The organism is Dactylosporangium thailandense, assembly GCF_059739745.1.
In genome coordinates, this window is the sequence record NZ_AP029195.1 from 9,301,759 (window position 1) to 9,325,079 (window position 23,321).

Below are 23,321 nucleotides of genomic sequence, written 5' to 3' on the forward strand. Positions count from 1 at the left end.
GGATGGACTCGCGCCGGACCGGGCCGGGTGCGTCCATCAGCTCTCAAGGAGCACTCCAGCGACGGCCTTTACGTTCCGCTCATGGCCATCACCGCTTTCGATAGACCCGATGTCCCGGACGGCTGCGCCGAGCTGAGCGAACGCGCGCGGGAGCCGGTGGCCGCCGTGCTCGCCTTCCTGCTCACGACCGAACAGCTCACGACCGGACAGCACAGCCCGGACGACCCGGCCGCGGACTACGTCGCCGGCCTGCTCGGTGTCCCGCCCGAACGCCGGGCGCCGCTGCTGGCCTGGGCCCGCGGCGAGCTGTCCGGCGAGGACCTGCTGGCCGCGCTGCGGCACCTGGTCGCCTCCCCCGACCTGCTGGAGCAGGGGGTGCTCATCCACTGCCTGCGGGGCATCCGCGCGGGCGCGCTGGAGCCGGAGGAGCTGGTGCGCACGGCGGTCGTCCTGCTGTCCCAGGCGCCCGCGCTGGCCGCCGGGCGGGACCCGGTATGAGCGAGGAGACCGACTGCTGCGTGGTCGGCGGCGGGCCGGCCGGGCTGTTCCTCGGGCTGCTGCTGGCCCGCTGCGGCGTGCGGGTCACGGTGCTGGAGAAGCACGGCGACTTCCTGCGCGACTTCCGCGGCGACACCGTGCACGCCTCGACGCTGCGCCTGCTCGACGAGCTCGGCCTGGGCGAGCGGTTCCAGAAGATCCCGCACCAGCGGCTGGACCGGGTGCGGGTCCAGCTCGACGGGGGCACGTTCGTGCTGCCCGACTTCACGCAACTGCCGCCGCCGTACTCGTACCTGGCCATGGCCCCGCAGTGGGACCTGCTGAACCTGCTGGCCGAGGCGGGCGCCGCCGAGCCGACGTTCCGGCTGGTCATGCGGGCGACGGTGACCGGGCTGCGGGAGTCGGACGGGCGCGTGGCCGGCGTCGAGTACACCGACGCGCAGGGCGAGACCCACCGGCTCGCGGCCGCGCTGACCGTGGCCTGCGACGGGCGCTCGTCGGACGTGCGGCGGCTGGCGGGGCTGGACCCGTACCGCCGCCACTTCGGCGCCCCCGAGGACACCCTGTGGTTCCGGCTGCCCCGGCACCCGGACGATCCCGGGGGTCTCGTCATCCGTTTCTCCAACGGCCGCGGCATGGTGCTCGTCGACCGCGGCGACTACTGGCAGGTGGCGTACCTCATCCAGAAGGGCTCCTACGAGCGCCTCCGGACCCAGGACGTCGACGTGGTGCGGCGCACCGCCGTGGCGCTCCTGCCGTGGCTGGCCGACCGGATCGGCGAGCTGGGCTCGTGGGACGACGTGCGCGTGCTGGACGTGCGGATCGACCGGCTGCGCCGCTGGTACGCCCCGGGCGTGCTCTGCATCGGCGACGCCGCGCACGCCATGTCCCCGATCGCCGGGGTCGGCATCAACCTGGCCGTGCAGGACGCGGTCGCCACCGCCCGGCTCCTCGGCGGCGTGCTCGCGGCCGGGCGCGTGCCCACCGTGCGGCAGCTGGCCGCGGTGCAGCGCCGCCGCCGGTGGCCGACCGTGCTCGTGCAGGGGCTGCAGCGGGTGATCCAGCGCGACGTGTTCACGGCCGACGACCCCGACGCCGAGCCGAACATCGGCCGCACCGGCGCGAAGCCCGCGCCGCCGATCCGGCTGATGCAGCGGTTCCCGGCGCTGGGCGGCCCGCCGGCCCGGCTGGTCGGCCTCGGCCTGCTCCGCGAACGCCCGCCGCGCCCCGCACTGCGCGACGGGACCACCACAACCGTGAGGGAGATCGCATGACCGAACAGCAAACGGTGGAGGCGTTGATCCTCGCCGTGGGCGGCCGGCCGGACGACGTGCGCGCCGCCGTCGACCGGCTCGGCCCCGAGCCGGTCGCCGAGGCCGTTGTGGCGGAGCTGCGCTTCCGCGCCGCGCCGCCGGCGGACCTGCCCGAGGTGAACATCCAGCTCGACCTGGTGCACGGCGCGCGGACGCTCGGGTTCGTCGTCACCCTGTCCGGCAAGGGGGCCACCGCCGCCGCCGGGCTGGACCCGGACGCGCCGATGTGGATGTCGTACGAGCTCGCCGACCTCGTCCACGCGGTCTACGGCCCCGCCGGCGCCCGGGCCGGGCACACCCGCCGGGTGGAGCTGCGCCTGGGGCGCGACGAGGACGGGCCGCCGAACCCGAAGGCGTACCTCGTGAAGCTCGAACCGGTCGCCCGGGCCGCCGACGCGCTGCTCGGCGCCGTCGACCCGCGCGAGCCGAGCCTGGGCGAGCTGGCCGTGCGCTACGGCACCGACAAGTGGGGCGGCCTGCACTGGTTCGCCCCGCACTACCAGCGGCACTTCAGCGAGCTGCGCGACGAGCCGGTCCGGCTGCTCGAGATCGGCATCGGCGGCTACGAGCAGCCGCACCTCGGCGGCGGCTCGCTGCGCACGTGGAAGCGGTACTTCCGCCGCGGCCTCATCTACGGGCTGGACATCTTCGACAAGTCCGCGCACGACGAGCCCCGCGTCACCACGCTGCGCGGCGACCAGAGCGACCCCGCCTACCTGCGCGAGATGGCCGAGCAGTACGGCCCGTTCGACATCATCGTGGACGACGGCAGCCACATGTCCGGGCACGTCGTGGTGTCGCTGCGCGCGCTGCTGCCCTACGTGCGCCCGGGCGGCTACTACGTGGTGGAGGACCTGATGTTCTCCTACTTCCAGGGCTTCGGTGGCAGCCCGGCGGACCTGAACTCGCCGGACACGTCGGTCGGCTTCCTCAAGACGCTCGCCGACGGCCTGCACTACGAGGACCGGCCCGGCCTCGATCCGGCGCAGGCGCGGTACTTCGACCGCAACATCGGCGCCGTGCACTTCTACCGCGGCGTGGCGGTGATCGAGAAGTCGGTCAACGCCGAGGGCTCGCTGCCGCCGTGGATCCCGCGCTCCGGCCTCCCACCCCGCCGAGCGCAATGAACGAAGGGGGCCCGCCACTCGGCGGGCCCCCTTTTTGTCACTGTTCAGCGTGCCGCTTCGACCAGCGATTTGATCCGGCCCATCTGCACGGCGCTGTTGCGGTTGATCCGCGCGGTCATGCCGGCGTCGTCGACGGGGGCCGTGGGCTTCATCGCGAAGTCCTGCACCCACCGCATCCGGACCCCGCCCGGGACCTCGGTGTAGTCCCAGTGGATCCGCATGTACTCGAACGGCCCGGTCTCCACCCGGTGCGCGCTGACCGTGCGGGTCGCCGCGTCCGGGGTGCGCTCCGACACCCAGCTCCAGACCCGGCCCTCCTCGTCCGGGTGCATGGTGAGCCGGAAGCGGACGGTCTCGCCCTCGCGGGCCAGCACCTCGGCCGAGGCGTACTCGCTGAACAGCTCCGGCCAGCCCGGCACGTCGTTGGTCAGCCGCCAGACGAGGTCCATGGGCGCGTCGATGACGATTTCGTTCTCCGTGTGCCCGGCCACGGCTCAGGCCGCCGATCGGGCGCGCAGCAGGGTCACGGTGTCCTGCAGCGTGGTCTCTTTCTCCACCAGGCCCTCGGGGATCTCCCGGCCCGTGCGCTGGGCCAGCCGGGCGGTGATCTCCAGCACCGCGAGCGAGTCGAGGCCGATCTCCTCGTAGGTGGCGCCCGGCGCGGCGCCCTCGACGTCGACGCCCGCGTCGGCGCCGGCCACCTCCCGCACGACCTGTCGCAGGTCGTCCACAGTGAACTCGGACATGGTCCGTCTCCTTTCGTCGTTCGTTACAGCGACAGCACCAGCGCCGCGTTGAACCCGCCGAAGCCGCGGGCCAGCACGAGCGCGTGGCGCAGGGGGGCCGGGCGAGGGGCGCCGAGGACAAGGTCGATCTCGTACTCCGGCGCGGGCGCGGCGGTGCCGGTGGTCGGCGGGATCACCTGATCCCGCAGGGCCAGCAGCGCCGTCGCGGTGTCGAGGGCGGAGCCGCCCGCGTACAGCCGCCCGGTCATGGACTTGGGCGCCGTCACCGGCACCCCGCCCGGGCCGAAGACCGCCCGCAGCGCCTCGGCCTCCAGCCGGTCGGGCTCGGGCGCGCCGTGCCCGTCGGCGAAGACCACGCCGATGTCGCCCGGCCCGAGGCCGGCGTCGGCCAGGGCCAGCTCGATCGCCCGGCGCAGCCCCGGCGGGCGGGCCGGCCGTCCGGGCGCGCCGCCCGGGGGCGGGTCGAAGGTGGCGGCGTAGCCGGCGACCCGGCCGTAGACCCGCGCGCCGCGCTCGGCGGCGCCCGCGGCCGACTCGACGACCAGGATCGCGCCGCCCTCGCCCGGCACGTATCCGGCCGCCGCCGCGTCGAAGGGCCGGTAGTGCCCGTCGCCGCTGAGCAGCCCGCTCGCGCCCTGGCAGACCAGCGCGTACGGCGAGAGCGGCGCCTCGGTGCCGCCGGTGAGCACCAGCCGGGAGCCGGTGCGCACGGCCCGGCGGGCGTCGGCGATCGCGTCGAGCCCGCCCGCCTGCTCGGTCACCCGCACCCCGCACGGGCCCCGCAGGCCGTGCCGGATGGACAGCTGGCCGGTGGTCGCGGCGTAGAACCAGGCGATCGACTGGTACACCCCGACGAACTGCGGCCCCTGGCCCCACAGCTTCTGGATCTCCCGCTGGCCGAACTCGTTGCCGCCGGACGAGCCGGCGGTGATGACGGCGAGCTCGTACTCGGGCCGGCCGTCGAGCTCCGCCCCGGCGTCGAGCAGGGCCAGGTCGGCGCCGCCGAAGGCCAGGTGCGTCCAGCGGTCGGTCTGCACCGCCAGCCGGCCCGGCACCCGCTCCTCGGCGCTGAAGGCCTCGACCTGCCCGGCGACGCGCACCGGGAACCCGTCCGGGTCGAAGCGGGTGATGGCCGTGATCCCGTCGCGGCCGGCCAGCGTCGCCGCCCAGTACTCCTCGTGGCCGATCCCGTTCGGGGCCACGATCCCGAGGCCCGTGAAGACCGCCTCGTCAGCGCTCATGCCGTCGGCATTCATGCCGTCAGCGCTCATGCCGCCACCGCCCGGTCCGAGGTGAGCACCACGGCGGTCTGGAAGCCGCCGAAGCCGCTGCCGACGCTGAGCACCGTGTCGACGCGCCGCTCGCGCGCGGTGAGCGGCACGTAGTCCAGGTCGCACTCGGGGTCGGCGTGGTGCAGGTTCGCGGTCGGCGGCACGACGTTGCGGTCCATGGCCAGCGCGCACGCGGCCAGCTCGATGGAGCCGATCGCGCCGAGGGAGTGCCCGACCATGGACTTGATCGAGCTGACCGGGGTGCGGTAGGCGTGCGCGCCGAGGCTGTCCTTGAACGCCGCGGTCTCGTGGCGGTCGTTCTGCTTGGTGCCGGAGCCGTGGGCGTTGATGTAGTCCACCGCCTCGGGGTCGAGGCGGGCCTCGCCGAGCGCCTGCCGGATCGCCTCGGCCATCTCGCGGCCGTCGGGCTTGAGGCCGGTCATGTGGAACGCGTTGCTGCGGCCGGCGAAGCCCGCGATCCGGCCGTACACGTGCGCGCCCCGCCGCCGCGCCGCCCCGGCCTCCTCCAGCACCAGCACGGCCGCCCCCTCGCCGAGCACGAACCCGTTGCGGGTGCGGTCGAACGGCCGGGAGGCGTGCTCCGGGTCGGCGTTGTCCGGCGAGGTGGCCCGGATGGCGTCGAAGCACGCGACCGTGATCGGCGAGATGGGCGCGTCGGTCGCGCCGGCCAGCACGATGTCGGCCGTGCCCTCCTGCACCAGCCGGAAGCCGTGCCCGACGGCGTCCAGGCCGGAGGTGCACCCGGTGGAGGTGAGCGAGACCGGGCCCTCGGCCCCGGCCAGCCACGCCACCTCGCGCGCCATGGAGCTCGGCACCAGGTAGTCGTAGAGCGGCGCGACCGCGCGGGCCGGGTCGACCCGCCAGTGCTTGCCGCCGTCGCTGACCTCGACGTAGTGGTCCTCGAGCTTGATGGTGCAGCCGACCGCGCTGCCGAGGCTCACCCCGACGCGCTCGGGCGGCACCCGGCCGAACTCCACGCCGCTGTCGCCGAGCGCCTCGCGGGCCGCGACGAGGGCGAACTGGGCCGCCCGGTCGAGCGTGCGCGCCTGCTCGGGGCTCAGCCCGTGGGCGAGTGGGTCGAAGTCGACCTCGGCGGCGATGCGCGAGCGGAAGCCGGTCGCGTCGAACAGCGAGATCGCGCGGGTCGCGGTGCGGCCGGCGGTGAGCAGGTCCCAGAAGGCCTTGCGCCCGACGCCACCGGGCGCGACCACGCCGATCCCGGTGACGACCACCTCGCGCCCGCTCATTCGGCCGGCGCCAGCCGCATCGGGGCCTCCCCGGGGTTCGGCTGCGGCTCGGTGTCGACGTGGCCCAGCTCCGGGCGCGGCGCGAGCGGTCCGAGGTGGAAGACCACGAACGCGTCCGTCGTACCGCGGTTCTCCACCCGGTGCCGCACCTCCTTCGCCACGAAGACGGACTCGTCCGGCCCGAGCGGCACGGGCTCCCCGTCCAGGCGCACGGTGACATCGCCGCGGACGACGAAGAGGAACTCCTCCGAGTACGGGTGGTAGTGCTCCGAGACGAACTCACCCGGCCGCAGCGTCAGCGCGCCCATGAAGCCCGAGGTGGCGCCGACGGTGGCCGGGCCGAGCAGCACCCGCAGGTCACCGCCGCGGCGGCGGTTCGGGGTCGCGTCGGACAGGCGGATTGCCGGTGGTGTGTGCTTCACGATTGATCTCCCCTTGCTGGGTCTCAGCACCCGGGCGACCGGCGGTGAACCTCGCAACGGCCGGCCGGCAGACACGAGCGATCGTTCCAGCGCCTTCTGGACCGGCCCTCGCGGCGAACTTGAACGCCGCCCGCACGGCCGCGGCCCGCCCCGCGCGCCCGGCGGCGGCGCCGCCGCCCGACCAGCCTGTTCGAAGGCAACTCCCAGGCAGGCAGTGGCGTTCGTCACGCATCCGGCAAATCGCCAGGAAGGGGTCGAGCCGCTCCAGTTCGGCTCCAGTCCGGTTCTGCATATTCACAGAGGTGAACATCGCGAGGAGGCATCAATGAGGGTCCTTTTCACGTTGGCCGCCGCGGAGGCGCACCTGTATCCGCTGGTGCCGCTCGGCTGGGCGTTTCGCGCCGCCGGGCACTCGGTGCTGATGGCGACGAGCGCGGACTTCGTGCCCGCGGTCACCGCCACCGGGCTGCCGGCCGCGGCCGTCGCGGACGAGGTCGACCTGGTCGGGTGGCTGCGGCCGCCGGGCCCACCACCTGACTCACCGTCGAGCCCACCACCTGGCTCACCGTCGAGCCCGCCCCCGGGCTCACCGCCGGGTCCGCCGCCGGGCTCACCGCCGGGTCCGCCGCCGGGCTCACCGCCGGGCGCCGGCCGGGCCGGGCCGCCGTCGCCCGGGGAGATGGCGGCGCGCACCGGCAGGCGCTTCGGCGAGCTCGCGGTGCGGGCCCTCGCCGGCACCCGGGCGCTGGTCGAGCGGTGGCGGCCGGACCTGGTCATCGCCGAGCCGGCCGAGTTCGCGGGCCCGTCGGCGGCGGCCGCGGCCGGTCGGCCCTGGGTGCGCCATCAGTGGGGCCTGCCGCTGCGGCCGGAGCTGGCCGCGAACGCGGTCGAGGCGCTCGCGGCCGGGGGCGGCGACTGGGCCGAGCCCGCGCGGACGCTGGACGTGTGCCCGGGCAGCGTGCAGTACCCGGGCGTGGACGGCGGGCTGCGGATGCGCTACGTGCCGTTCAACGGCACCGCGGTCGTCGAGCCCTGGCTGCTGGAGCCGCCGGCCCGCCCGCGCGTGCTGCTCACCCTGGGCACGATCCTGCCCCGCGACGAGCGGGCCGAGCCGCTGTGGCGCCGGCTGCTCGAGCAGCTGTCGGGGCTCGGCGCGCAGGTGTGCATCGCGGTTCCCGACCGGCACCGCGCGTCGCTCGGCCCGCTGCCGGACGGGGTGCGGGCGGGCCGGGTGCCGCTGGCCCAGGCCCTCGCGGGGTGCTCGATGATCGTGCACCACGGCGGATCGGGCACCGCGATGACGGCGATGGCCGCGGGCGTGCCGCAGGTGATCCTGCCGCACTTCGCCGACCAGTTCGGCAACGCCGAGCGCTTCTCGGCCGTCGGGGCGGCCCGGTCGCTGCCGCCGCACGAGGCCTCCGACGCCGAGCTGCGGGAGGCGTGCGAGGCGGTGCTGACCGACCCGGCGCACCGGCGCGCGGCCGAGTCCGTGGCGGCCGAGAACGCCGCCGCGCCGGACCCGCACGAGATCGCCGGGCTATTTCCGTCAAACCTTCAACAGATCCATGCATGACAATGTTACGCGCCGCAATTGTTCGCGCCGCAACTTTCCGGACCGACAAAATCCCTGCTGAACTGGCCCGGCGCGCGGCGAAACCACGCGGGCGCGAGCGATCACGGCCGGAAATTCACGGAGGTGCGACCCGCGTCTTACAATAGAGAAATGTCAATTTGCTGACGTTGTTGAAAGCGCACCAACTTACGGGGAGTACACGTGCATTTTCGCGTCCTGGGCCCTCTGGAGGTCGAGCACAACGGGAAAGACCTGACACCGCGGGCGGCGAAGCAACGCAAGGTACTCGCGGCGCTCCTCCTGCAGGGCAACCGCCCGGTGAAGATCTCGGAGCTCATCCGCGAGCTCTGGGACGACGAACCACCGGCCAGCGCGGTGAACACGCTGCAGACCTACGTGCTGCGCATCCGGCGCATGCTGGACGCCGCGGCACCGGAGGGCGGCCGGCCCTCCGGCAAGCACGTCCTGCTCACCGCGCCCGTCGGCTACCAGTTCCGGCTCGGCCACGGCCAGCTCGACCTGCACGACTTCGAGCGGCTCTCCGAGGCCGGCGTCGAGGCCATGCAGCACAACCAGTTCCACATCGCGGCGATGCAGTTCCGCGCCGCGCTCGAGCGCTCGCGCGGACCGGCGCTCGCCGACGTGCAGGCCGGGCCGCTGCTCAGGGTGCACGTGGCCCGCCTGGCCGAGCAGGTGCTGCGGGTGCGCGAGCTGCGCATCGAGGCCAACCTGCGGCTGGGGCGGCACGCGATGCTGATCAGCGAGCTGACCGGCCTCGCCGCCGAGCACCCGACCCACGAGCGGTTCCACGGCCAGCTCATGGTGGCCCTCTACACGGCGGGCCGGCGCGCGGAGGCGCTGGACCTCTTCCGCCGGCTGCGCGCCTCGATGGTGCGCGAACTCGGCCTCGAGCCGGCCGACTGGCTCACGCGGCTGCAGCACGCCATCCTCACCGGCGAGTCCGGGCCGTTGAACCCGGTGGCGACCCCCGCCTACCAGGCCGCCTCGTCGTGGTGAAACGGCGCGAGCGGCGCGATTGGCGAAAATTCGGGCATTGACGTGCATGCCGGAGAAAGGGCGCAGGGCACCGCTCCTCACAAATGAGGACGGTGCCCCGGCGCGGTATTTCGGAGTCTGGGTCAGGCGAGGAGCCGGACCCCTTCGGCCTGCGGACCCTTCTGACCCTGCGCGATCTCGAACTCGACGCGCTGTCCGTCCTCCAGCGACTTGTAGCCGTCCATCTGAATCGCGGAGAAGTGGACGAAGACGTCCTGCCCCCCGTCGACCGCGATGAACCCGTAGCCCTTCTCGCTGTTGAACCACTTGACGGTGCCCTGTGCCACGGTGCACTTCCTCTACTTCAGACCTTCTGCCTCCCGGCCGGCTGTGGGAAACCGAGCCGCGGTCTTCGACCACAGCCGCCGGGACCGGGGGTGGCTCCAGCGAGAGGAACGACGACCGAACCGCACGGTACAGGAGTAGCCGAGGCGCCGACAGGCCCAAATCGGACAGCAAGGTCACGAATCAAACAGCCGGAAAAGGTCGCCGAGCATGCCTTCTCGCAATTTTTCCTTGCAGAGTCAAGCATCGCCCGGCGACTACGTGTTACTGACTTTCGGCGCTACACGTGACGGCGTGACTGAACTACACGGAAGCGGCTCGCGACGTAGGCACCGTCGGTGAGCGCGGCATTGGCGGCGGGATTGGCGCCGCTGGCGTGGAAGTCGGAAAACGCGGCCGATTGGTTCACGAAGACGCCGCCCGTAAGGTTGACTGACAAATGCACACCTGCAAGTAGTGCGGCCTCTTCCACGGCGTCGAGGACCTCCGGCGACGTCGAATACACCGAAGCGGTCAATGCGCCCTTCTTCCCGACGGTGTCCGCGAAGATCCGCAAACTGCCCGCCGTGGAATCGGTCGCGACAACGAAGGAAATGGGGCCGAACCACTCCGACCCATAAGTATCCGCATCGCCCGCGCCGAGTTTCCGGATGAGCGGTGTACGGACCGTCGCCGACGCATAGGCCGGATGTGAAACGTCTGATGATTCGAGCACCGCGTCGCCGACCGTCGCGGCTTTCTGGAGCCTTTCCAGAACGCCCTCGTTCACGATTGCGCCGGTAAGTTCCACGCCCTTCGCGGGCTCCGCGGTGAGCGCCGAGACGGCCCCGGCAATGCCCTGGGCGACCTCGTCGAGACTCTTGTGCCCCTCGTTCGTGGCGATGCCGGCGGCGGGCACGAGAATGTTCTGCGGAGTGGTGCACATCTGCCCGGAGTACAGCACCAACGAGAACCCGATGTTGCGGCACATTCCGGCGAAGTCGTCGGTCGAGTCGACCACGACGGTGTTCACGCCGGCCTTCTCGGTGTAGACCACGGCCTGGCGGGCGTTGGCCTCCAGCCAGTCGCCGAACTCGGTCGAGCCGGTGAAGTCGATGATGCGCACCTCGGGCCGCAGGGCCAGGGTCTTCGCGAGCCCCTCGCCGGGCGCCTCGGCGGCCAGCAGCACGAGGTTGGGGTCGAAGCCGGCGTCGGCGAGCGTCTCGCGGGCGATCTTCACGGTGATCGCCAGCGGCAGGACGGCCCCCGGGTGCGGCTTGACGATCACCGGGTTGCCCGTGGCCAGGGACGCGAAGAAGCCCGGGTACGAGTTCCAGGTCGGGAACGTGTTGCAGCCGACGACCAGGGCGGCACCGCGCGGTACGACATGGAAGGTCTTGGACATGTGCAGCGTCTGGCCCTTGCCCGCGGGCTTCTGCCAGTCGGCCGTGGCCGGGGTGCGCGTCATCTCGCGGTAGGCGTAGGCGACCGCCTCGAGGGCCCGGTCGAACGCGTGCGGCGCGCCGGCCTGGAAGGCCATGACGAAGGCCTGGCCGGTGGTGGCGTGCACGGCGTTGGCGAGCTCGAACGCGGCCTTGTGCAGGCGCGCCAGGATCTCCAGGCACACGCCGGTGCGGGCCTGCGGGCCGGCCGCGCGCCAGGCGGGCATGCCCTCGGCGAGCGCGGCGAACGCGGTGTCGAGGTCGAGGTGGGGGTAGCGCACGTCGAGCGCGATGCCGAAGGGCGAGGCCTCGGTCGCGACCCAGTCGGTGATGCCGGGCTGATCCTTGAGGGGGAAGTCGGCGCCGAGGTAGGCCTTGTACGCCGCCTCGCCGTCGGCGGCGGCGTGCTCGCCGTAGATGCGCGGGCTGGGCGACTCGGGATAGTTTGACCAGTACGCACGCTCGGCGATCGCGGTCAGCGCCCGCTCCAGCGTGTCGGCGTGGCTGGCGAACATGGGGTGTGAGTTCTCCATGGCGCCATCCTGCCACCGCGGAGCGGGCCCGCCGACCATCTGACGAGTTCCCGCGACGGTTCCCCCGGCCGGCAACCTCAGTCCCGGATCGGCCCCTGCCAGTTGGCCCAGTGGTCGACGAGGCGGAAGCCCATCGCCTCGTTGATCGCGATCATGTACGAGTTGTCGACCGCGTTGAACGTGTCGATCGTGGTCACCGCCGGCTCGGCCGCGCGCATCGCCCGCAGGTTGGCGACCTTGGCCACGATGCCGAGCCGGCGGCCGCGGTGCGCGGGGTCCACGAGGGTGATGAGCTGCCAGGCGTGCCAGTCGACGGTCCGGGCGACCCTGATCGCGGTCCAGGCCACCAGGCGGCCGCTCGCCTCGTGGACGAGCCCGGCCTCGTAGCGCCGCGAGCCCCAGGCCACAAACGCGGCGTGCTGGGCGCGCAGCCGCTCCGCGTCGACCCGCTCGGGCTCGTAGTCGAGCTCACCCATCGGGGTCTCGGTCACGAACGAGCTGTCCAGTGCGGCGAGGTCCTCGACGTGCTCCTCCGGCAGCGCGTCGCCCCAGTGCACGAGGCGATAGCCGGCGGCCCTCGCCCGGCCCTCCGCGTAGAGCCGGTCGAGCGCGGCCTCGTCGGCGTCGGCGAGCAGCAGCCGGCGGCGGGCGTCGAGCAGGCCGTTCGTCATGCCGCACGACTCGGCGAACCCGGCGGGTTCGGCCGGGCCGAAGCCGAGCACCCGCGTGCGGCCGTCGGCGCGGGCGACGGCGGTCGCGTGCGCGAAGAGGGCCCGGCCGACGCCCCGCCGCCGGTGGGCCGGGCGGACGTGGATGTCGACGTGGGCCTTGTCGAGGTTCTCGTGGCGGGGCAGGTCGAGCTGGACGGCACCGACCGGCTCGCCGCCCTGCCGGGCCAGGAAACGGTGGCGGAATTCTCGGGGCGGCGGGACGCGCCACTGCATGTCGTACTGATACCGGCATTCCGGCGGCAGATCGGGCCGGTCCGCGTGGACCGACTCACCGACGATCTCGAACGCCGCGTCGACGGCCGCCGGGTCATCGGCGCGCACCTCGACGATCTCGAGCGTGTGCGGGGTCATGGGCCTCAGGGTGTCGCCGAGCGGCGGCTCCCGGCAATCCATTTATCCCCGGAAATGGTCGGGAGGACGCTCGCCAGCACCTCCGGTGCTGTGGTCGCGGATCCAGGGATCTCGCGGCGACACGTCCTCCCGCACCGAGCATCCTGAACCCCGGGACCTAGGGCGTCAAGTCACCCATCCGACATTCCGCGCAGCAACGACTACGCTCGGTATCGATCGTCTCCCCCACTCGGGCGAGGTACCCCTCGTCCGAGCGTGGAAGCGCTCTCCGCAGATCAACGGACCGTGATCGCGGGAGCGAAAAAATCATCCGAGCAGACCGGCCTCGCGGGCCGACTTCAGCGATGGCTTGACCCGGTGCGTGGGAACGGCCCGGTCGGCGACCGCATCGAGGGTCTTGAGGCCGTCGCCGGTGTTGAAGATGACCGTCTCCGCGTTCGGGTCGAGCTTGCCGGACTCGACGAGCTTCTTGAGCACCGCTGTGGTGACCCCGCCGGCCGTCTCGGCGTAGACGCCGGCGGTCCGGGCGAGCAGCTGGATGCCCTCGCGGATCTCGTCGTCGCCGACGTACTCCATCCATCCGCCGGTGCGCCGCACGGACTCCAGCGCGTAGACCCCGGCGGCCGGGTCGCCGATGTTGAGGGACTTGGCGATGCCGGTCGGCTTCACCGGGGTGATCTCGTCGGTGCCGTCGTGCAGCGCCTTCGCGATCGGGTTGCAGCCGGCCGACTGGGCGCCGAACACCTTCCACTCGCTCGGCGGGACGAGCCCGATCTCGACCAGCTCGGCGAACGCCTTGTCGATCTTCGTGAGCAGCTCGCCGCTGGCCATCGGGATGACCACCTGGGCCGGGATGCGCCAGCCGAGCTGCTCGGCCACCTCGTAGCCGAGCGTCTTGGAGCCCTCGGCGTAGAAGGGCCGCACGTTGACGTTGACGAACGCGGTGTCCTCGAACTCGTCGGTCTCGGTGAGCTCCGAGCACAGGCGGTTGACCTCGTCGTAGGAGCCCTCGATGGCGACGACCTCGCCGCCGTACACGGCGGTCATGACGACCTTGCCGGGCTCCAGGTCGGCCGGGATGAACACGGTCGAGGGGACGCCGGCCCGCGCGGCGTGCGCGGCGACGCTGTTGGCGAGGTTGCCGGTGGAGGCGCAGGAGTAGCGCGTGAAGCCCAGGGCCTTCGCCGCGGTCAGGGCCACGGACACGACGCGGTCCTTGAACGAGTGCGTCGGGTTGGCGGAGTCGTCCTTGACGTACAGCGGCGCGGTGAACCCGAGCTCCCGGCCCAGTCCGTCGGCCCGCACCAGCGGCGTCAGGCCCGGGTCCAGGGTCACGCGGGTCTCGGGGTCCAGCCCGACGGGCAGCAGCGGCGCGTAGCGCCAGATGTTCTTCGGCCCCGCCTCGATCTGCGCCCGGGTCACCTTGGCCAGCGCCGCCGCGTCGTAGCCGACCTCGAGCGGGCCGAAACACTCGTAACACGCGTGCTGCGCGGCGAGCGGGAACGTCGCCCCACACCCGCGGCAGACCAGGTTGCGGGCGGGCGAGTCGGTGAAGACGCTGAGCGTCGAGGTCATGGCAGAGGCCTTCCTCTCATCTTTCCCAAAGCGCACGGGCGTGCACCGGGACGGATTTGGCACCTACCGCGACAAGCCTCGTCTTCGAGCACGCGTCGCAGGGGTTGCCGGGGCTTCATCGGGCCGTATCCCTCTGCCCCTCTGGATGAGGTATTGAGTTGTGGGTGCAGCTGTACCCGAGTGTAAGGGGCACCACCGGCCCCCGGGTATGAGTCATCTCACGAGCTGGGCCGGGCTAGCGTTTCAGGCATGCACCCTGCGGCGGCGGACTGGTTCACGCGGCGCACCTCCCGCTGGCCCGACTGGCCGGCCGACGAGGTGCTCGCGGCGAAGGGTGACACCCGGGTCAGCGTGGTGCTGCCCGCGCTCGACGAGGAGCCCACGGTCGGGGAGATCGTCAGCGGGGTGCGCAGCCTCGGCCCCCTGGTCGACGAGCTGATCGTGGTCGACTCCGGCTCGGTGGACCGCACCGCCGAGGTCGCCGCGGCCGCGGGCGCCACCGTGCACCACCGCGACGACATCCTCCCGGCGACCGGCTCCCGGCCGGGCAAGGGCGAGGTGCTGTGGAAGGCGCTCGCCGTCACCAAGGGCGACATCCTGGTGTACGTCGACGCGGACCTCACCGACTTCCGGCCCCACTTCGTGACCGGGCTGCTGGGCCCGCTGCTGGCCGACCCGGCGACCCTGATGGTGAAGGCGTTCTACGACCGGCCTCTGCTCGACGTCTCCGCGGCCGGCGGCGGCCGGGTCACCGAGCTGGCCGCCCGCCCGCTGCTCAACGCGCACTTCCCGGAGCTGGCCGGAGTCGTGCAGCCGCTCGCCGGCGAGTACGCGGCCCGCCGCACCCTGCTCGAGTCGCTGCCGTTCGCGGCCGGCTACGGCGTGGAGACCGGCCTGCTCATCGACGCCTGGCGCGCGCACGGGCTCGACGCGGTGGCCCAGGTCGACCTGGGCCAGCGCACCCACGGCCACCAGGACACGGCCGCGCTGGGCCGCATGGCGGCGACGATCCTGCAGACGATCAACGCCCGCGTGTCGCCGGGCCGCTCCCTCTGGCCGACGTTGACGCAGTTCGAGCGGCGGGATTCGGCGGTGGTACCGCACGAGACGGCCGTCGCCCACCCCGACCGCCCCCCGATGGTGACCGTCCCCGGCTACACCGCCTGAGCCTCGCCCCGCGCTCGTTCTGCTTACCCGTTACCCGGCTTCTGTCGCGGCTTCCGCTTCTGCCGCGGCCTCCGCCTCTGCCGCGGCCTCCGCCTCTGCCGCGGCCTCCGCCTCTGCCGCGGCCTCCGCCTCCGCCGCGGCCTCCGCCTCCGCCGCGACCTCCGCCTCCGCCGCGACCTCCGCCTCCGCCGCGACCTCCGCCTCCGCCGCGACCTCCGCCTCCGCCGCGACCTCCGCCTCCGCCGCGACCTCCGCCTCCGCCGCGACCTCCGCCTCTGCCGCGGTTTCCGCTTCTGCTGCGGCTTCCGCCCGGCGCGGGTCGGGGCCGAGCAGCATCGCCGCCAGCCCGGCGGTGACCAGCACCGAGACGCCCGCCGTCGCCGGCCCCGGCCCGCCCGCGACCAGGGCGCCGAGCGCGAGCCCGGCCCCGGCGCCGGCCGCGACCACCAGCCGCACCGCGAGGCGCGCGGCCACCGGCCCGTCGAGGTACGCCGCCGCCGCCACCGCGAGCGCGCCCCCGAACAGCACCAGCGGGGCCGCGATCGACCAGCCGTCGGCGAGCCCGGACGGCCCGAGCACCGCCCCCGCGGCCGCGTGCAGCGCGGCGACCGGCAGCGCGATCGCGGCCCCGGTTCCGGCCGAGACGCCGACCCGCCGCCGGGCGAGCGCGTCCGGGCGCGGCTGGAGCCACCCCAGCGGCACCGGCCGGTACTCCTCGTTCAGCCCGTGCCGGTCGCGGGGCAGCCGCAGCACCGCGAGCCCGGCGGCCCCGGCCAGCGCCGCGACCACCAGCCCGGCGGGCGCCCAGGCGGTCAGGTAGCCGGCGGCGAGCCCGAACCCGAGCGCGACCAGCGCCCGCAGGCGGTGCAGGGAGGCCGGGCGTCCGATGAGGTACTGCACCAGCACCGCGAGCGTGAGCGCCGCCAGGCCCGCGAGCGTCCAGCCCAGCACCGGCCCGCCCGGGCGCCACGGCTCGGCCGCGAACCCGAGCGCGGCCACGACCAGCCCGGCCACCTCGGCCAGCACCGCCGCGGCGACCGCGAGCATCACGCCCACGACTCCTCCAGCCCGTGCCGCTCGCGGGGGCGGCCCAGCACGACCAGCGCGACGATGCCGGTGAGCAGCGCGGCCACCAGGGTCCAGGAGTGCTCCCGCCACGGCTCCTGCGGCGGCCCAGTTCGAACCACGACGCAGCGAGGCCGTCCGTCCACCGCCGCCGGCTACGCCACCGCCCACGGCCGCGCTGCTAGGCCGATCCAGCGGAGCCTGCCGAGCACCAGCATCATGAGCGTGCCGCCCGCGTAAAGCTGCCCGGGTCGAGCGCCTCGGCGATCGCCTGGCTCGCGGAGACCTGGCGCATGAAGCCGGGCAGGGACAGCGCCAGGGCGATCAGCTCCGCGCTCACGGCGGCGATGACGGCGAGCATCAGCCTCACGGCGACGACGATAAGGGTCAGGCGGCCCGGGCGTCGTCCGTCGCGGGCACGAAGCGCCACAGCTGGGCGGTCGCGGTGCCGGCGCCCAGGATGGCGACGCCGAGGGCGGCCCACTCGGCGGTCAGCAGCCACCACGGCGTCTCGATGATCGCGACCGGCGGCTCGCCGGAGATCGAGGCGACCACCAGCACGACCGCGACCAGGAGCATCAGCACCAGCAGCAGGACCGAGACCAGCCGCAGCATCCACCGGCCGGTGCGGCCGCCGAGGCGGGCCATGACCGTGCTGCCCGCGGCCACCGTGGCGCCGAACGCGCTCGCGATCGCGCCGATGAGCGTGAAGATCTTCGCGGTCTGCGCCTCCACCGGGCCCCGGGTCAGGTTCGAGCTCTGGGCGAAGTGGGTCCACTCGTAGAGGTGGGTCTGGTCGTAGTACAGCCCGGCCGCGAGGGCGGCGAGCCCCACGGCCAGGGCACATGCGCCGGCTAAGGCGGAGATCCGCATGGACGGGCACCCTACCCGCCGGTAGGGGCCCGTCCAATGCGGGTCAGCTCACGACGTCCTTGCGCAGGAAGCGCCACCAGGCCAATGAGAAGAACACGGTGGCGTAGACCAGGGACGCGATCGTGCCCTTGACCAGGTCGTCGGTCTGCATCGGGCTCGACAGCAGGCCGAGCCAGGCGTCGGCGTAGTGCGTCGGCAGCACGGTGCGCAGGTTTCCGAGCGCGGTGATCTGGTCGAGGATGTTCGACAGGATCTGCAGGAGCACCGCCCCGCCGACGGCGCCGAGCGGGGCGTCGGTCGACACCGAGAGCAGGAACGCGAGGGAGGCGACGACGAGCAGGGTGACGCAGAGGTACGCCACGATCTCCATCAGCCGCACGATGCTCGTCCCGGCCGCGATCTCGCCGCCGATCGGTGCGCTCAGTGGCGCCCAGCCGTAGCGCAGGGTGCCCGCGGCGAGCGCCGTCGCCACCAGGATCAGGATCGCCGCGAGGCTGTAGAGCATCGACACGGCGAGCTTGATGCCCAGCAGGCGGGAGCGCGGGACCGGCATCGCCAGGAGGTACCGCAGACTCCCCCAGCTCGCCTCGGACGCCACGGTGTCGCCGTGGAAGAGCGCCACCACGACGACGAGCAGGAAGCCGGCCGAGACGAGCAGGGTGAAGAGGGTGAAGTTCGGCCCGCCGCTCGTGGCCAGGTCGGACAGGCGGGAGAACTCGCCGCCCCCGCCGCCGTTGTCGTTCGAGTTGCCGCTGTCGAGCTGGAACGCGGTCAGGATGATCAGCGGGAGCAGCACCATGAAGCCCAGCGCGAGCTGGGTGCGCCGCCGTGAGCCCTGCCGGCGGATCTCCGTCCACAGCGAGAGGGTCGCGCCGGGCCGATACCCGGCAGCGCCCCCGACGACCTCCGTGGTGCTCATGCCGACACCTCCGCTTCGCTCCGGCGCCGGCCTGAGCTGAACCTGTGTTGCTGATGAGCGGCCACTCCGCTTCGCTCCGTACCGCTCATTCCCGCTCTCCGCTCGCCTTGGTGTCCCCGCCCACCAGGGACAGGAACGCGTCCTCCAGCCGCCGCCGCGGCGTGACCCGGTCGATGCCGACCCCGGCCCGCACGAGCGCCGCGACGACCTCGGCCCGCGGCGTGCCGTCGATGTCGATGACCAGCCCGCGCCCGCCGGACCAGGCCACCGAGCGCACCCCGGCCACCTCGCCCAGCACCTTCTCGGCCTCGTCGACGTCGGAGACGTCCAGCTGCACCGTCGGCGAGTCGCCCACGATGTCCTCGACCGGCCCGGCCGCGACCACCTCGCCCCGGTGCATGACCACCACGTCGGTGCAGGTCTGCTCCACCTCGGCGAGCAGGTGGCTGGAGACCAGCACGGCCCGGCCGCCGGTGGCGTAGCGGCGCAGCACCTTGCGCATCTCGGCGATCTGCGGCGGGTCGAGCCCGTCCGTCGGCTCGTCGAGCACCAGCAGCTCCGGCAGGCCGAGCATGGCCTGGGCGATCGCGAGGCGCTGGCGCATGCCGTGGCTGTACGTCTTCACCCGCCGGTGCACCGCGTTGCCGAGCCCGGCGATGTCGTACGCCTCCTCGAAGTGCGCGTCCGCCGCGGGCCGGCCGGTGGCGCGCCAGTACAGCTCCAGGTTCTGCGCCCCGGTCAGGTGGGGCAGGAAGCCCGGCCCCTCGACGAGCGCGCCGACCCGGGACAGCACCGGCGAGCCGGGCAGCAGCCGGTGCCCGAAGACCAGGATCTCGCCGGCCGTGGGCCGGGTCAGGCCCATGAGCACGCGCAGCGAGGTGGTCTTGCCGGCGCCGTTCGGCCCCAGCAGGCCGACGACCTGTCCCCTGTGGACGGTGAAGTCCACCTTGGCGACGGCGACGAAGTCCTTGTACTCCTTGCGCAGCCCCCGCACCACGAGCGGCGTGTCCACGTGCTCGGTGTCGACGCTGCGATCGATGCGCCGGGCCCGGCCGCGGGCCACCAGCAGCGCGATCACGAGCGCGAGGGCGATCGCGGCGACGAGGGCGGCCAGGACGTACCGCCAGATGACGTCCGGGTTCGCGATCGGCGTCCCGGCGGCGGCGGGCAGGGTGATCGCCCCGTCGACCGCGACGGTGTAGACGACCGGCTCGGGCGGCGACCAGTAGGCGGTGTCGGCGGTCGCCACGGTGATCCCGACCCGGCTGCCGGCCTCGAAGCGGTGCACGACGGCGGGGAGGATGACGGTGATCGGTACCGCATCCGCGATGTCCTTCGGCAGGCCCGTCAGCTTGATCGGGGCGATCAGCCCGTCCGGGATCGACGGGGTGCCCTTGGACGGCAGGTCGTAGAGCTTCACGAACAGCGTCGCCTCGCCGGTCGGGGACGCCGCGCGGATCTTGACCCGCGGCGCGCCGGCGGTGTCGAGCGCGGCGCCCAGCGGGGCCGAGACGAAGTCGGCGTGCTGGCCCGGGATCTCCCGCGAGACGCCCGAGGCCAGGCCGCTGGAGCCGAGCAGGCTCGACAGCCCGGCGAGCGGCAGCGACGAGATCCCCGCCGGGTTGCCGTCGGGCGGGTTGGCGATCGGCTGGGCCGGCCCGCTCAGGTCCACCGTGGTCCCCGCGCCGGTGATGCCCGGGTAGGTGTCCACCTTCGAGGCGGCGGTGACCAGGCCGCGGCCCTGGGCGTTGAGGCCGGAGACGCGCGAGTAGGTGAAGCTGTTCTCCGGCGCCTTGCCGTTGCCCTTCACGTAGTGGTCGAGCCACTGCCCGGTGAGCAGCTTCAGCCGGTCGACCTCGGACTGCGGGCCGGTGCCGCCGTCGTGACCGCCGGTGAACCACGCGACCCGCACCGGGGTGCCCGTGGCCGCGATGCCGCGCGCGTTCGCGTCGCCCTCGCTGAGCGGGAACAGCGTGTCGACCTGCCCCTGGACCAGCAGCGTCGGCGCCTTGATCTTCTCCAGCACCGACGACGGCGAGGACTTGCGCAGCAGGGCCTCCGCGGCCGGGGTGGCCTTCCCGGTCGTGGCGATGTCGAGGTAGGCCCGGCAGATGTCGGCCGCGAAGCGCCCGCACTGCGGGTTCGCCGGGTTCTCGGAGGCGCCGAAGAACTGCCCGGCCCACTGCTTCTTGAACACCCCGCCGGGCAGGAACACGTTGACCAGGTCGTTCCACGTGATCATCGGCACGATGGCGTCGACCCGGGTGTCCTGGGCGGCCAGCAGCAGCGCCAGCGCCCCGCCGTAGGAGCCGCCGACCGCGGCCACCTTGGGGTCGTTGCCGGACTTGGCGATGTCGGGCCGCGCGGCGAGCCAGTCGATGAGCCGCTGGGCGTCCTTCACCTCCCAGTCGGGGCTGTCGAGGTGGATCTCGCCGGTCGAGCGGCCGAAGCCCTGGGCCGTCCAGGCCAGGACGGCGTAGCCCTGCTCGGCGTACAACTCGGCGTCGCTCTTCACGCTCTGCTTCGTGCCGCCGAAGCCGTGCGCGAGCAGGATCGCCGGCACCGGGGCCGCCACGCTCGCGGACTTGGGCAGGTAGAGCGTCGTGTCGAGGGTGACCTCGTCGGTGTCGCCGGGCCCGGTGCGGACCGTGAGCATCTGGTCGGTGGTGCGGTAGCTCTTCGGCGCGGGCGCCGCGGCCCACCCCACCAGCCCCGCGACCAGCACGATCCCGACGGCGCCGGCGATGATCTGGCGCCGGCTGAGGCTCGGGAGACGAAATCGCATTGACCAAACGTACGCACCGGATGTTGCGGAAAGTGGAAAGACTCAGCCCCTTCACAGCAACAGCTACGCTCGAACGCGTGTCGGCGACCTTGACCCTGACTGCCAGCCTGCGCCCGGCCGCGCTCGACGCCCGCCGCGGGGTCGTGCGCCTGCACCCGGAGGTGCTCACGGCGCTCGGGCTGCGCCCCGGCGACCCGGTCACGCTCACCGGGCGGCGAACCTCGGCCGGAATCGTCGCGGTGGCCGAGCCCGGGGCCAGCCGCGCCCTGCTCTACGCCGACGACCTGCTGCTGGGCAACCTCGGCCTGCGCGACGGCGGCCAGGTCACCGTCGCGACCGCCCCGCTGCGCGCGGCCGGGACGGTCACGCTGTCCGGGCCGTCCGAGATCATGGCGGTCGTGTCGCCGGAGATGCTGCGCCTGGCGCTGCTGGGCAAGGTCGTCACGGTGGGCGACAACGTGTCGCTGCTGCCCCAGGACGTCTCGCTGGGCACCCTGTCGGTGTCGGCGCCGGCGGTCCACATGGTCGACCGCGGTCTCGTCGAGGCGGCCCGGCGCAGCCTGTCCAACACCGTCGGCTACGCGTTCACCAGCGCGCTGCTGAGCGTCGAGGCGGCCGAGCCGGCCGGCGCCGCGCTGGTCACCATGGACACTGCGGTCGGCTGGCTGCATGGCCACGCGACACACGCCCCGGGCGGCGTGATGGCCACGCCCAGCTCCGCCCCGGCCCCGGCCACGCCGACCGTGACCCCGGCCGGTCCGGCGCCGACCCTCGACGACCTGCCGGGCCTGCGCGCCCAGGGCGAACAGCTCATCGAGCTGCTCGACCTCGGCTTCCACCACGGCGAGGTGCTGGCCAAGCTCGGCACCACGGTCTCGCTCGGCGTGCTGGTCACCGGGCCGGCCGGCTCGGGCAAGTCGGCGCTCGTGCACGCGGTCGCGGCCCAGGTCGAGGCCCAGGTGGTGGCGCTGTGGGCGCCCGAGATCGCCGCCCTGACCAACAACGACGCGGCCGGGCGGCTGCGCAAGGCCGCCGACGAGATGCGAGGGCCGGGCCCGGCCATCCTGCTCATCTCCGACGTCGACGCGCTCGCCCCGCGCGACCAGCCCGGCCCGCTGTCCACCGTCTTCCGTCAGCTGCTCGGCGAGCTGATCCGCGAGGGCGAGGCGGTCGTGTGCACCACCAGCCGCCCCGAGTCGGTCGATCCGGCCCTGCACTCCCCGGAGCTGCTGGCCCACGAGATCTCGCTGCCGCTGCCCGACGCCGCCCTGCGCCGCGAGCAGCTCACGGTGCTCACCCGCGGCATGCCGCTGGCCGACGACGTGAAGCTCGACGACGTCGCCTCCCGCACGCCCGGCTTCGTGGCCGCGGACCTCGCCGCGCTGGCCCGGGAGGCGGGTGTACGCGCCGCGCTGCGCCATCGCCGCGAGGCCGAGACCCCGAAGGTCGTGATGGCCGACTTCGAGGCCGCCCTGGAGGTGGTCCGGCCGACGTCGATGGCCGAGAGCTCGCTGGAGCTGGCCAAGGTGACCCTGGACGACGTCGGCGACATGGTGGAGGTGAAGCAGACGCTGACCGAGTCGGTGCTGTGGCCGCTGTCCTACCCCGACGCCTTCTCCCGCCTCGGCGTCGAGCCCCCGCGCGGGGTGCTGCTCTACGGCCCGCCCGGCTGCGGCAAGACCTTCCTGGTCAAGGCGATCGCGGGCACCGGCAAGGCCAACGTGCTCTCGGTGAAGGGCGCCGAGCTGCTGTCGAAGTGGGTCGGCGAGTCGGAGCGGGCGGTCCGCGAGCTGTTCCGCCGGGCCCGCGAGGCCGCCCCCACCCTCGTCTTCCTCGACGAGGTGGACGCCCTGGCCCCGACCCGTGGCCAGGCGACCGACGGCGGCACGACCGACCGCGTGGTCGCGGCCCTGCTCACCGAGCTCGACGGCGTCGAGTCGCTGCGCAACGTCGTGGTCATCGGCGCCACGAACCGCCCCGACCTGGTCGACCCGGCCCTGCTGCGCCCAGGCCGCCTGGAGCGCCTGGTCTTCGTGCCGCCGCCGGACGCCGACGCGCGCGCCGAGATCCTGCGCGCGGCGGCCAAGTCGGTCCCGCTCGCGCCGGACGTGGACCTCGCCGCCCTGGCCGCATCGCTGGACCGCTTCTCGGCCGCGGACTGCGCGGCGCTGGTGCGGGAGTCGGCCCTGGCCGCCATGCGCGAGTCCCTGGACGCGACCGAGGTGACGGCGGCGCACGTGGAGCTGGCCCGCTCGCGCGTGCGGCCGTCGCTCGACCCGACGCAGGTGGAGTGGCTGGCCAACTACGCGGAGCAGCAGCAGGCCCGCTGAGCGGCCGGCGCG

At 73.5% G+C, this 23,321-nt stretch carries 22 protein-coding genes and 1 riboswitch; of the genes, 7 read left to right on the forward strand and 15 right to left on the reverse strand.

Translation table 11 applies throughout. The annotated features are described in order from the left end of the window. Positions 1 to 81: 81 nt before the first annotated feature. The 3 genes from AC6JBM_RS41400 to AC6JBM_RS41410 are packed head-to-tail and all read left to right on the forward strand — an operon-like array spanning position 82 to position 2,938. Entirely contained in the window at positions 82 to 498 is a 417-nt protein-coding gene (locus tag AC6JBM_RS41400) for a hypothetical protein (RefSeq protein ID WP_497979237.1), read from the forward strand. Further along, positions 495 to 1,772, forward strand: coding sequence for an FAD-dependent oxidoreductase (locus AC6JBM_RS41405; RefSeq protein WP_497979238.1), 1,278 nt, complete (start codon positions 495 to 497; stop codon positions 1,770 to 1,772). The genes AC6JBM_RS41400 and AC6JBM_RS41405 overlap by 4 nt, the downstream gene beginning before the upstream one ends. Next, the gene (locus tag AC6JBM_RS41410; RefSeq protein WP_497979239.1) at positions 1,769 to 2,938 is read left to right on the forward strand and encodes a class I SAM-dependent methyltransferase; all 1,170 of its coding nucleotides are present in this window, start codon (positions 1,769 to 1,771) and stop codon (positions 2,936 to 2,938) included. The genes AC6JBM_RS41405 and AC6JBM_RS41410 overlap by 4 nt, the downstream gene beginning before the upstream one ends. A 44-nt stretch (positions 2,939 to 2,982) precedes the next feature. Here AC6JBM_RS41410 and AC6JBM_RS41415 read toward each other — a convergent pair whose 3' ends face one another. From AC6JBM_RS41415 to AC6JBM_RS41435, 5 genes are read right to left on the reverse strand one after another with little or no spacing between them, the layout of a single operon-like run. Further along, positions 2,983 to 3,387: an SRPBCC family protein gene (locus tag AC6JBM_RS41415; protein WP_497979240.1), complete on the reverse strand. Its 405-nt coding sequence runs from the start codon at positions 3,385 to 3,387 to the stop codon at positions 2,983 to 2,985. 45 nt (positions 3,388 to 3,432) lie between these two features. After that, positions 3,433 to 3,684: an acyl carrier protein gene (locus AC6JBM_RS41420; protein WP_497979241.1), complete on the reverse strand. Its 252-nt coding sequence runs from the start codon at positions 3,682 to 3,684 to the stop codon at positions 3,433 to 3,435. A 23-nt stretch (positions 3,685 to 3,707) separates the two neighbouring features. Further along, on the reverse strand, positions 3,708 to 4,955 hold the full coding sequence (locus AC6JBM_RS41425; RefSeq protein WP_497979242.1) for a ketosynthase chain-length factor: 1,248 nt from the start codon (positions 4,953 to 4,955) through the stop codon (positions 3,708 to 3,710). After that, complete coding sequence (locus tag AC6JBM_RS41430; protein WP_497979243.1) at positions 4,952 to 6,223, reverse strand: beta-ketoacyl-[acyl-carrier-protein] synthase family protein; 1,272 nt, start codon at positions 6,221 to 6,223, stop codon at positions 4,952 to 4,954. The genes AC6JBM_RS41425 and AC6JBM_RS41430 overlap by 4 nt, the downstream gene beginning before the upstream one ends. Next, positions 6,220 to 6,648: a cupin domain-containing protein gene (locus AC6JBM_RS41435; RefSeq protein ID WP_497986653.1), complete on the reverse strand. Its 429-nt coding sequence runs from the start codon at positions 6,646 to 6,648 to the stop codon at positions 6,220 to 6,222. The genes AC6JBM_RS41430 and AC6JBM_RS41435 overlap by 4 nt, the downstream gene beginning before the upstream one ends. Before the next feature lie 211 nt (positions 6,649 to 6,859). On the opposite strand from AC6JBM_RS41435, the gene AC6JBM_RS41440 reads away from it, so the two are divergent. After that, positions 6,860 to 8,218 (forward strand): nucleotide disphospho-sugar-binding domain-containing protein, encoded by a 1,359-nt coding sequence (locus AC6JBM_RS41440; RefSeq protein ID WP_497979244.1) that lies wholly within the window; start codon positions 6,860 to 6,862, stop codon positions 8,216 to 8,218. Between the two features lie 201 nt (positions 8,219 to 8,419). Next, positions 8,420 to 9,235: an AfsR/SARP family transcriptional regulator gene (locus tag AC6JBM_RS41445; RefSeq protein ID WP_350609929.1), complete on the forward strand. Its 816-nt coding sequence runs from the start codon at positions 8,420 to 8,422 to the stop codon at positions 9,233 to 9,235. Between the two features lie 122 nt (positions 9,236 to 9,357). Here AC6JBM_RS41445 and AC6JBM_RS41450 read toward each other — a convergent pair whose 3' ends face one another. The 4 genes from AC6JBM_RS41450 to thrC form a co-directional block, all read right to left on the reverse strand. Then, complete coding sequence (locus AC6JBM_RS41450) at positions 9,358 to 9,561, reverse strand: cold-shock protein (protein WP_190251253.1); 204 nt, start codon at positions 9,559 to 9,561, stop codon at positions 9,358 to 9,360. Positions 9,562 to 9,839: 278 nt separating this feature from the next. After that, entirely contained in the window at positions 9,840 to 11,513 is a 1,674-nt protein-coding gene (paaN, locus tag AC6JBM_RS41455; RefSeq protein ID WP_497979245.1) for a phenylacetic acid degradation protein PaaN, read from the reverse strand. A 77-nt stretch (positions 11,514 to 11,590) separates the two neighbouring features. Continuing rightward, a complete protein-coding gene (locus AC6JBM_RS41460; RefSeq protein WP_497979246.1) occupies positions 11,591 to 12,595 on the reverse strand; it encodes a GNAT family N-acetyltransferase in 1,005 nt (334 codons plus the stop codon). 306 nt (positions 12,596 to 12,901) lie between these two features. Continuing rightward, entirely contained in the window at positions 12,902 to 14,170 is a 1,269-nt protein-coding gene (gene thrC, locus AC6JBM_RS41465) for a threonine synthase (protein ID WP_497979247.1), read from the reverse strand. A 13-nt stretch (positions 14,171 to 14,183) separates the two neighbouring features. Beyond that, positions 14,184 to 14,322: riboswitch (SAM riboswitch) on the reverse strand. A 97-nt stretch (positions 14,323 to 14,419) separates the two neighbouring features. Here thrC and AC6JBM_RS41470 point away from each other — a divergent pair. After that, complete coding sequence (locus AC6JBM_RS41470) at positions 14,420 to 15,337, forward strand: glucosyl-3-phosphoglycerate synthase (protein WP_497979248.1); 918 nt, start codon at positions 14,420 to 14,422, stop codon at positions 15,335 to 15,337. A 30-nt stretch (positions 15,338 to 15,367) separates the two neighbouring features. On the opposite strand, the gene AC6JBM_RS41475 is transcribed toward AC6JBM_RS41470, so the two are convergent. From AC6JBM_RS41475 to AC6JBM_RS41500, 6 genes are all read right to left on the reverse strand, one after another. Next, a complete protein-coding gene (locus AC6JBM_RS41475; protein ID WP_497979249.1) occupies positions 15,368 to 16,393 on the reverse strand; it encodes a hypothetical protein in 1,026 nt (341 codons plus the stop codon). Further along, positions 16,384 to 16,524, reverse strand: coding sequence for a hypothetical protein (locus AC6JBM_RS41480; protein ID WP_497979250.1), 141 nt, complete (start codon positions 16,522 to 16,524; stop codon positions 16,384 to 16,386). The genes AC6JBM_RS41475 and AC6JBM_RS41480 overlap by 10 nt, the downstream gene beginning before the upstream one ends. A 95-nt stretch (positions 16,525 to 16,619) precedes the next feature. Next, positions 16,620 to 16,772 (reverse strand): hypothetical protein, encoded by a 153-nt coding sequence (locus AC6JBM_RS41485; RefSeq protein WP_497979251.1) that lies wholly within the window; start codon positions 16,770 to 16,772, stop codon positions 16,620 to 16,622. Positions 16,773 to 16,789: 17 nt separating this feature from the next. Beyond that, positions 16,790 to 17,275, reverse strand: a complete 486-nt coding sequence (locus tag AC6JBM_RS41490; protein ID WP_497979252.1) for a hypothetical protein — start codon at positions 17,273 to 17,275, stop codon at positions 16,790 to 16,792. Between the two features lie 43 nt (positions 17,276 to 17,318). After that, positions 17,319 to 18,194, reverse strand: a complete 876-nt coding sequence (locus AC6JBM_RS41495; protein WP_497979253.1) for an ABC transporter permease — start codon at positions 18,192 to 18,194, stop codon at positions 17,319 to 17,321. Between the two features lie 85 nt (positions 18,195 to 18,279). Further along, positions 18,280 to 20,979, reverse strand: a complete 2,700-nt coding sequence (locus tag AC6JBM_RS41500; protein ID WP_497979254.1) for an alpha/beta fold hydrolase — start codon at positions 20,977 to 20,979, stop codon at positions 18,280 to 18,282. Between the two features lie 77 nt (positions 20,980 to 21,056). Here AC6JBM_RS41500 and AC6JBM_RS41505 point away from each other — a divergent pair, with 77 nt between their 5' ends. Then, complete coding sequence (locus AC6JBM_RS41505; RefSeq protein ID WP_497979255.1) at positions 21,057 to 23,309, forward strand: AAA family ATPase; 2,253 nt, start codon at positions 21,057 to 21,059, stop codon at positions 23,307 to 23,309. Positions 23,310 to 23,321: the final 12 nt, after the last annotated feature.

Coding starts and splice junctions, on each gene's coding strand:
- AC6JBM_RS41400 (WP_497979237.1), top strand. CDS start 82: ATGGCCATCACCGCTTTCGATAGACCCGATGTCCCGGACGGCTGCGCC.
- AC6JBM_RS41405 (WP_497979238.1), top strand. CDS start 495: ATGAGCGAGGAGACCGACTGCTGCGTGGTCGGCGGCGGGCCGGCCGGG.
- AC6JBM_RS41410 (WP_497979239.1), top strand. CDS start 1,769: ATGACCGAACAGCAAACGGTGGAGGCGTTGATCCTCGCCGTGGGCGGC.
- AC6JBM_RS41415 (WP_497979240.1), bottom strand. CDS start 3,387: ATGGACCTCGTCTGGCGGCTGACCAACGACGTGCCGGGCTGGCCGGAG.
- AC6JBM_RS41420 (WP_497979241.1), bottom strand. CDS start 3,684: ATGTCCGAGTTCACTGTGGACGACCTGCGACAGGTCGTGCGGGAGGTG.
- AC6JBM_RS41425 (WP_497979242.1), bottom strand. CDS start 4,955: ATGAGCGCTGACGGCATGAATGCCGACGGCATGAGCGCTGACGAGGCG.
- AC6JBM_RS41430 (WP_497979243.1), bottom strand. CDS start 6,223: ATGAGCGGGCGCGAGGTGGTCGTCACCGGGATCGGCGTGGTCGCGCCC.
- paaN (WP_497979245.1), bottom strand. CDS start 11,513: ATGGAGAACTCACACCCCATGTTCGCCAGCCACGCCGACACGCTGGAG.
- AC6JBM_RS41460 (WP_497979246.1), bottom strand. CDS start 12,595: ATGACCCCGCACACGCTCGAGATCGTCGAGGTGCGCGCCGATGACCCG.
- thrC (WP_497979247.1), bottom strand. CDS start 14,170: ATGACCTCGACGCTCAGCGTCTTCACCGACTCGCCCGCCCGCAACCTG.
- AC6JBM_RS41470 (WP_497979248.1), top strand. CDS start 14,420: ATGCACCCTGCGGCGGCGGACTGGTTCACGCGGCGCACCTCCCGCTGG.
- AC6JBM_RS41490 (WP_497979252.1), bottom strand. CDS start 17,275: ATGCGGATCTCCGCCTTAGCCGGCGCATGTGCCCTGGCCGTGGGGCTC.
- AC6JBM_RS41495 (WP_497979253.1), bottom strand. CDS start 18,194: ATGAGCACCACGGAGGTCGTCGGGGGCGCTGCCGGGTATCGGCCCGGC.
- AC6JBM_RS41500 (WP_497979254.1), bottom strand. CDS start 20,979: ATGCGATTTCGTCTCCCGAGCCTCAGCCGGCGCCAGATCATCGCCGGC.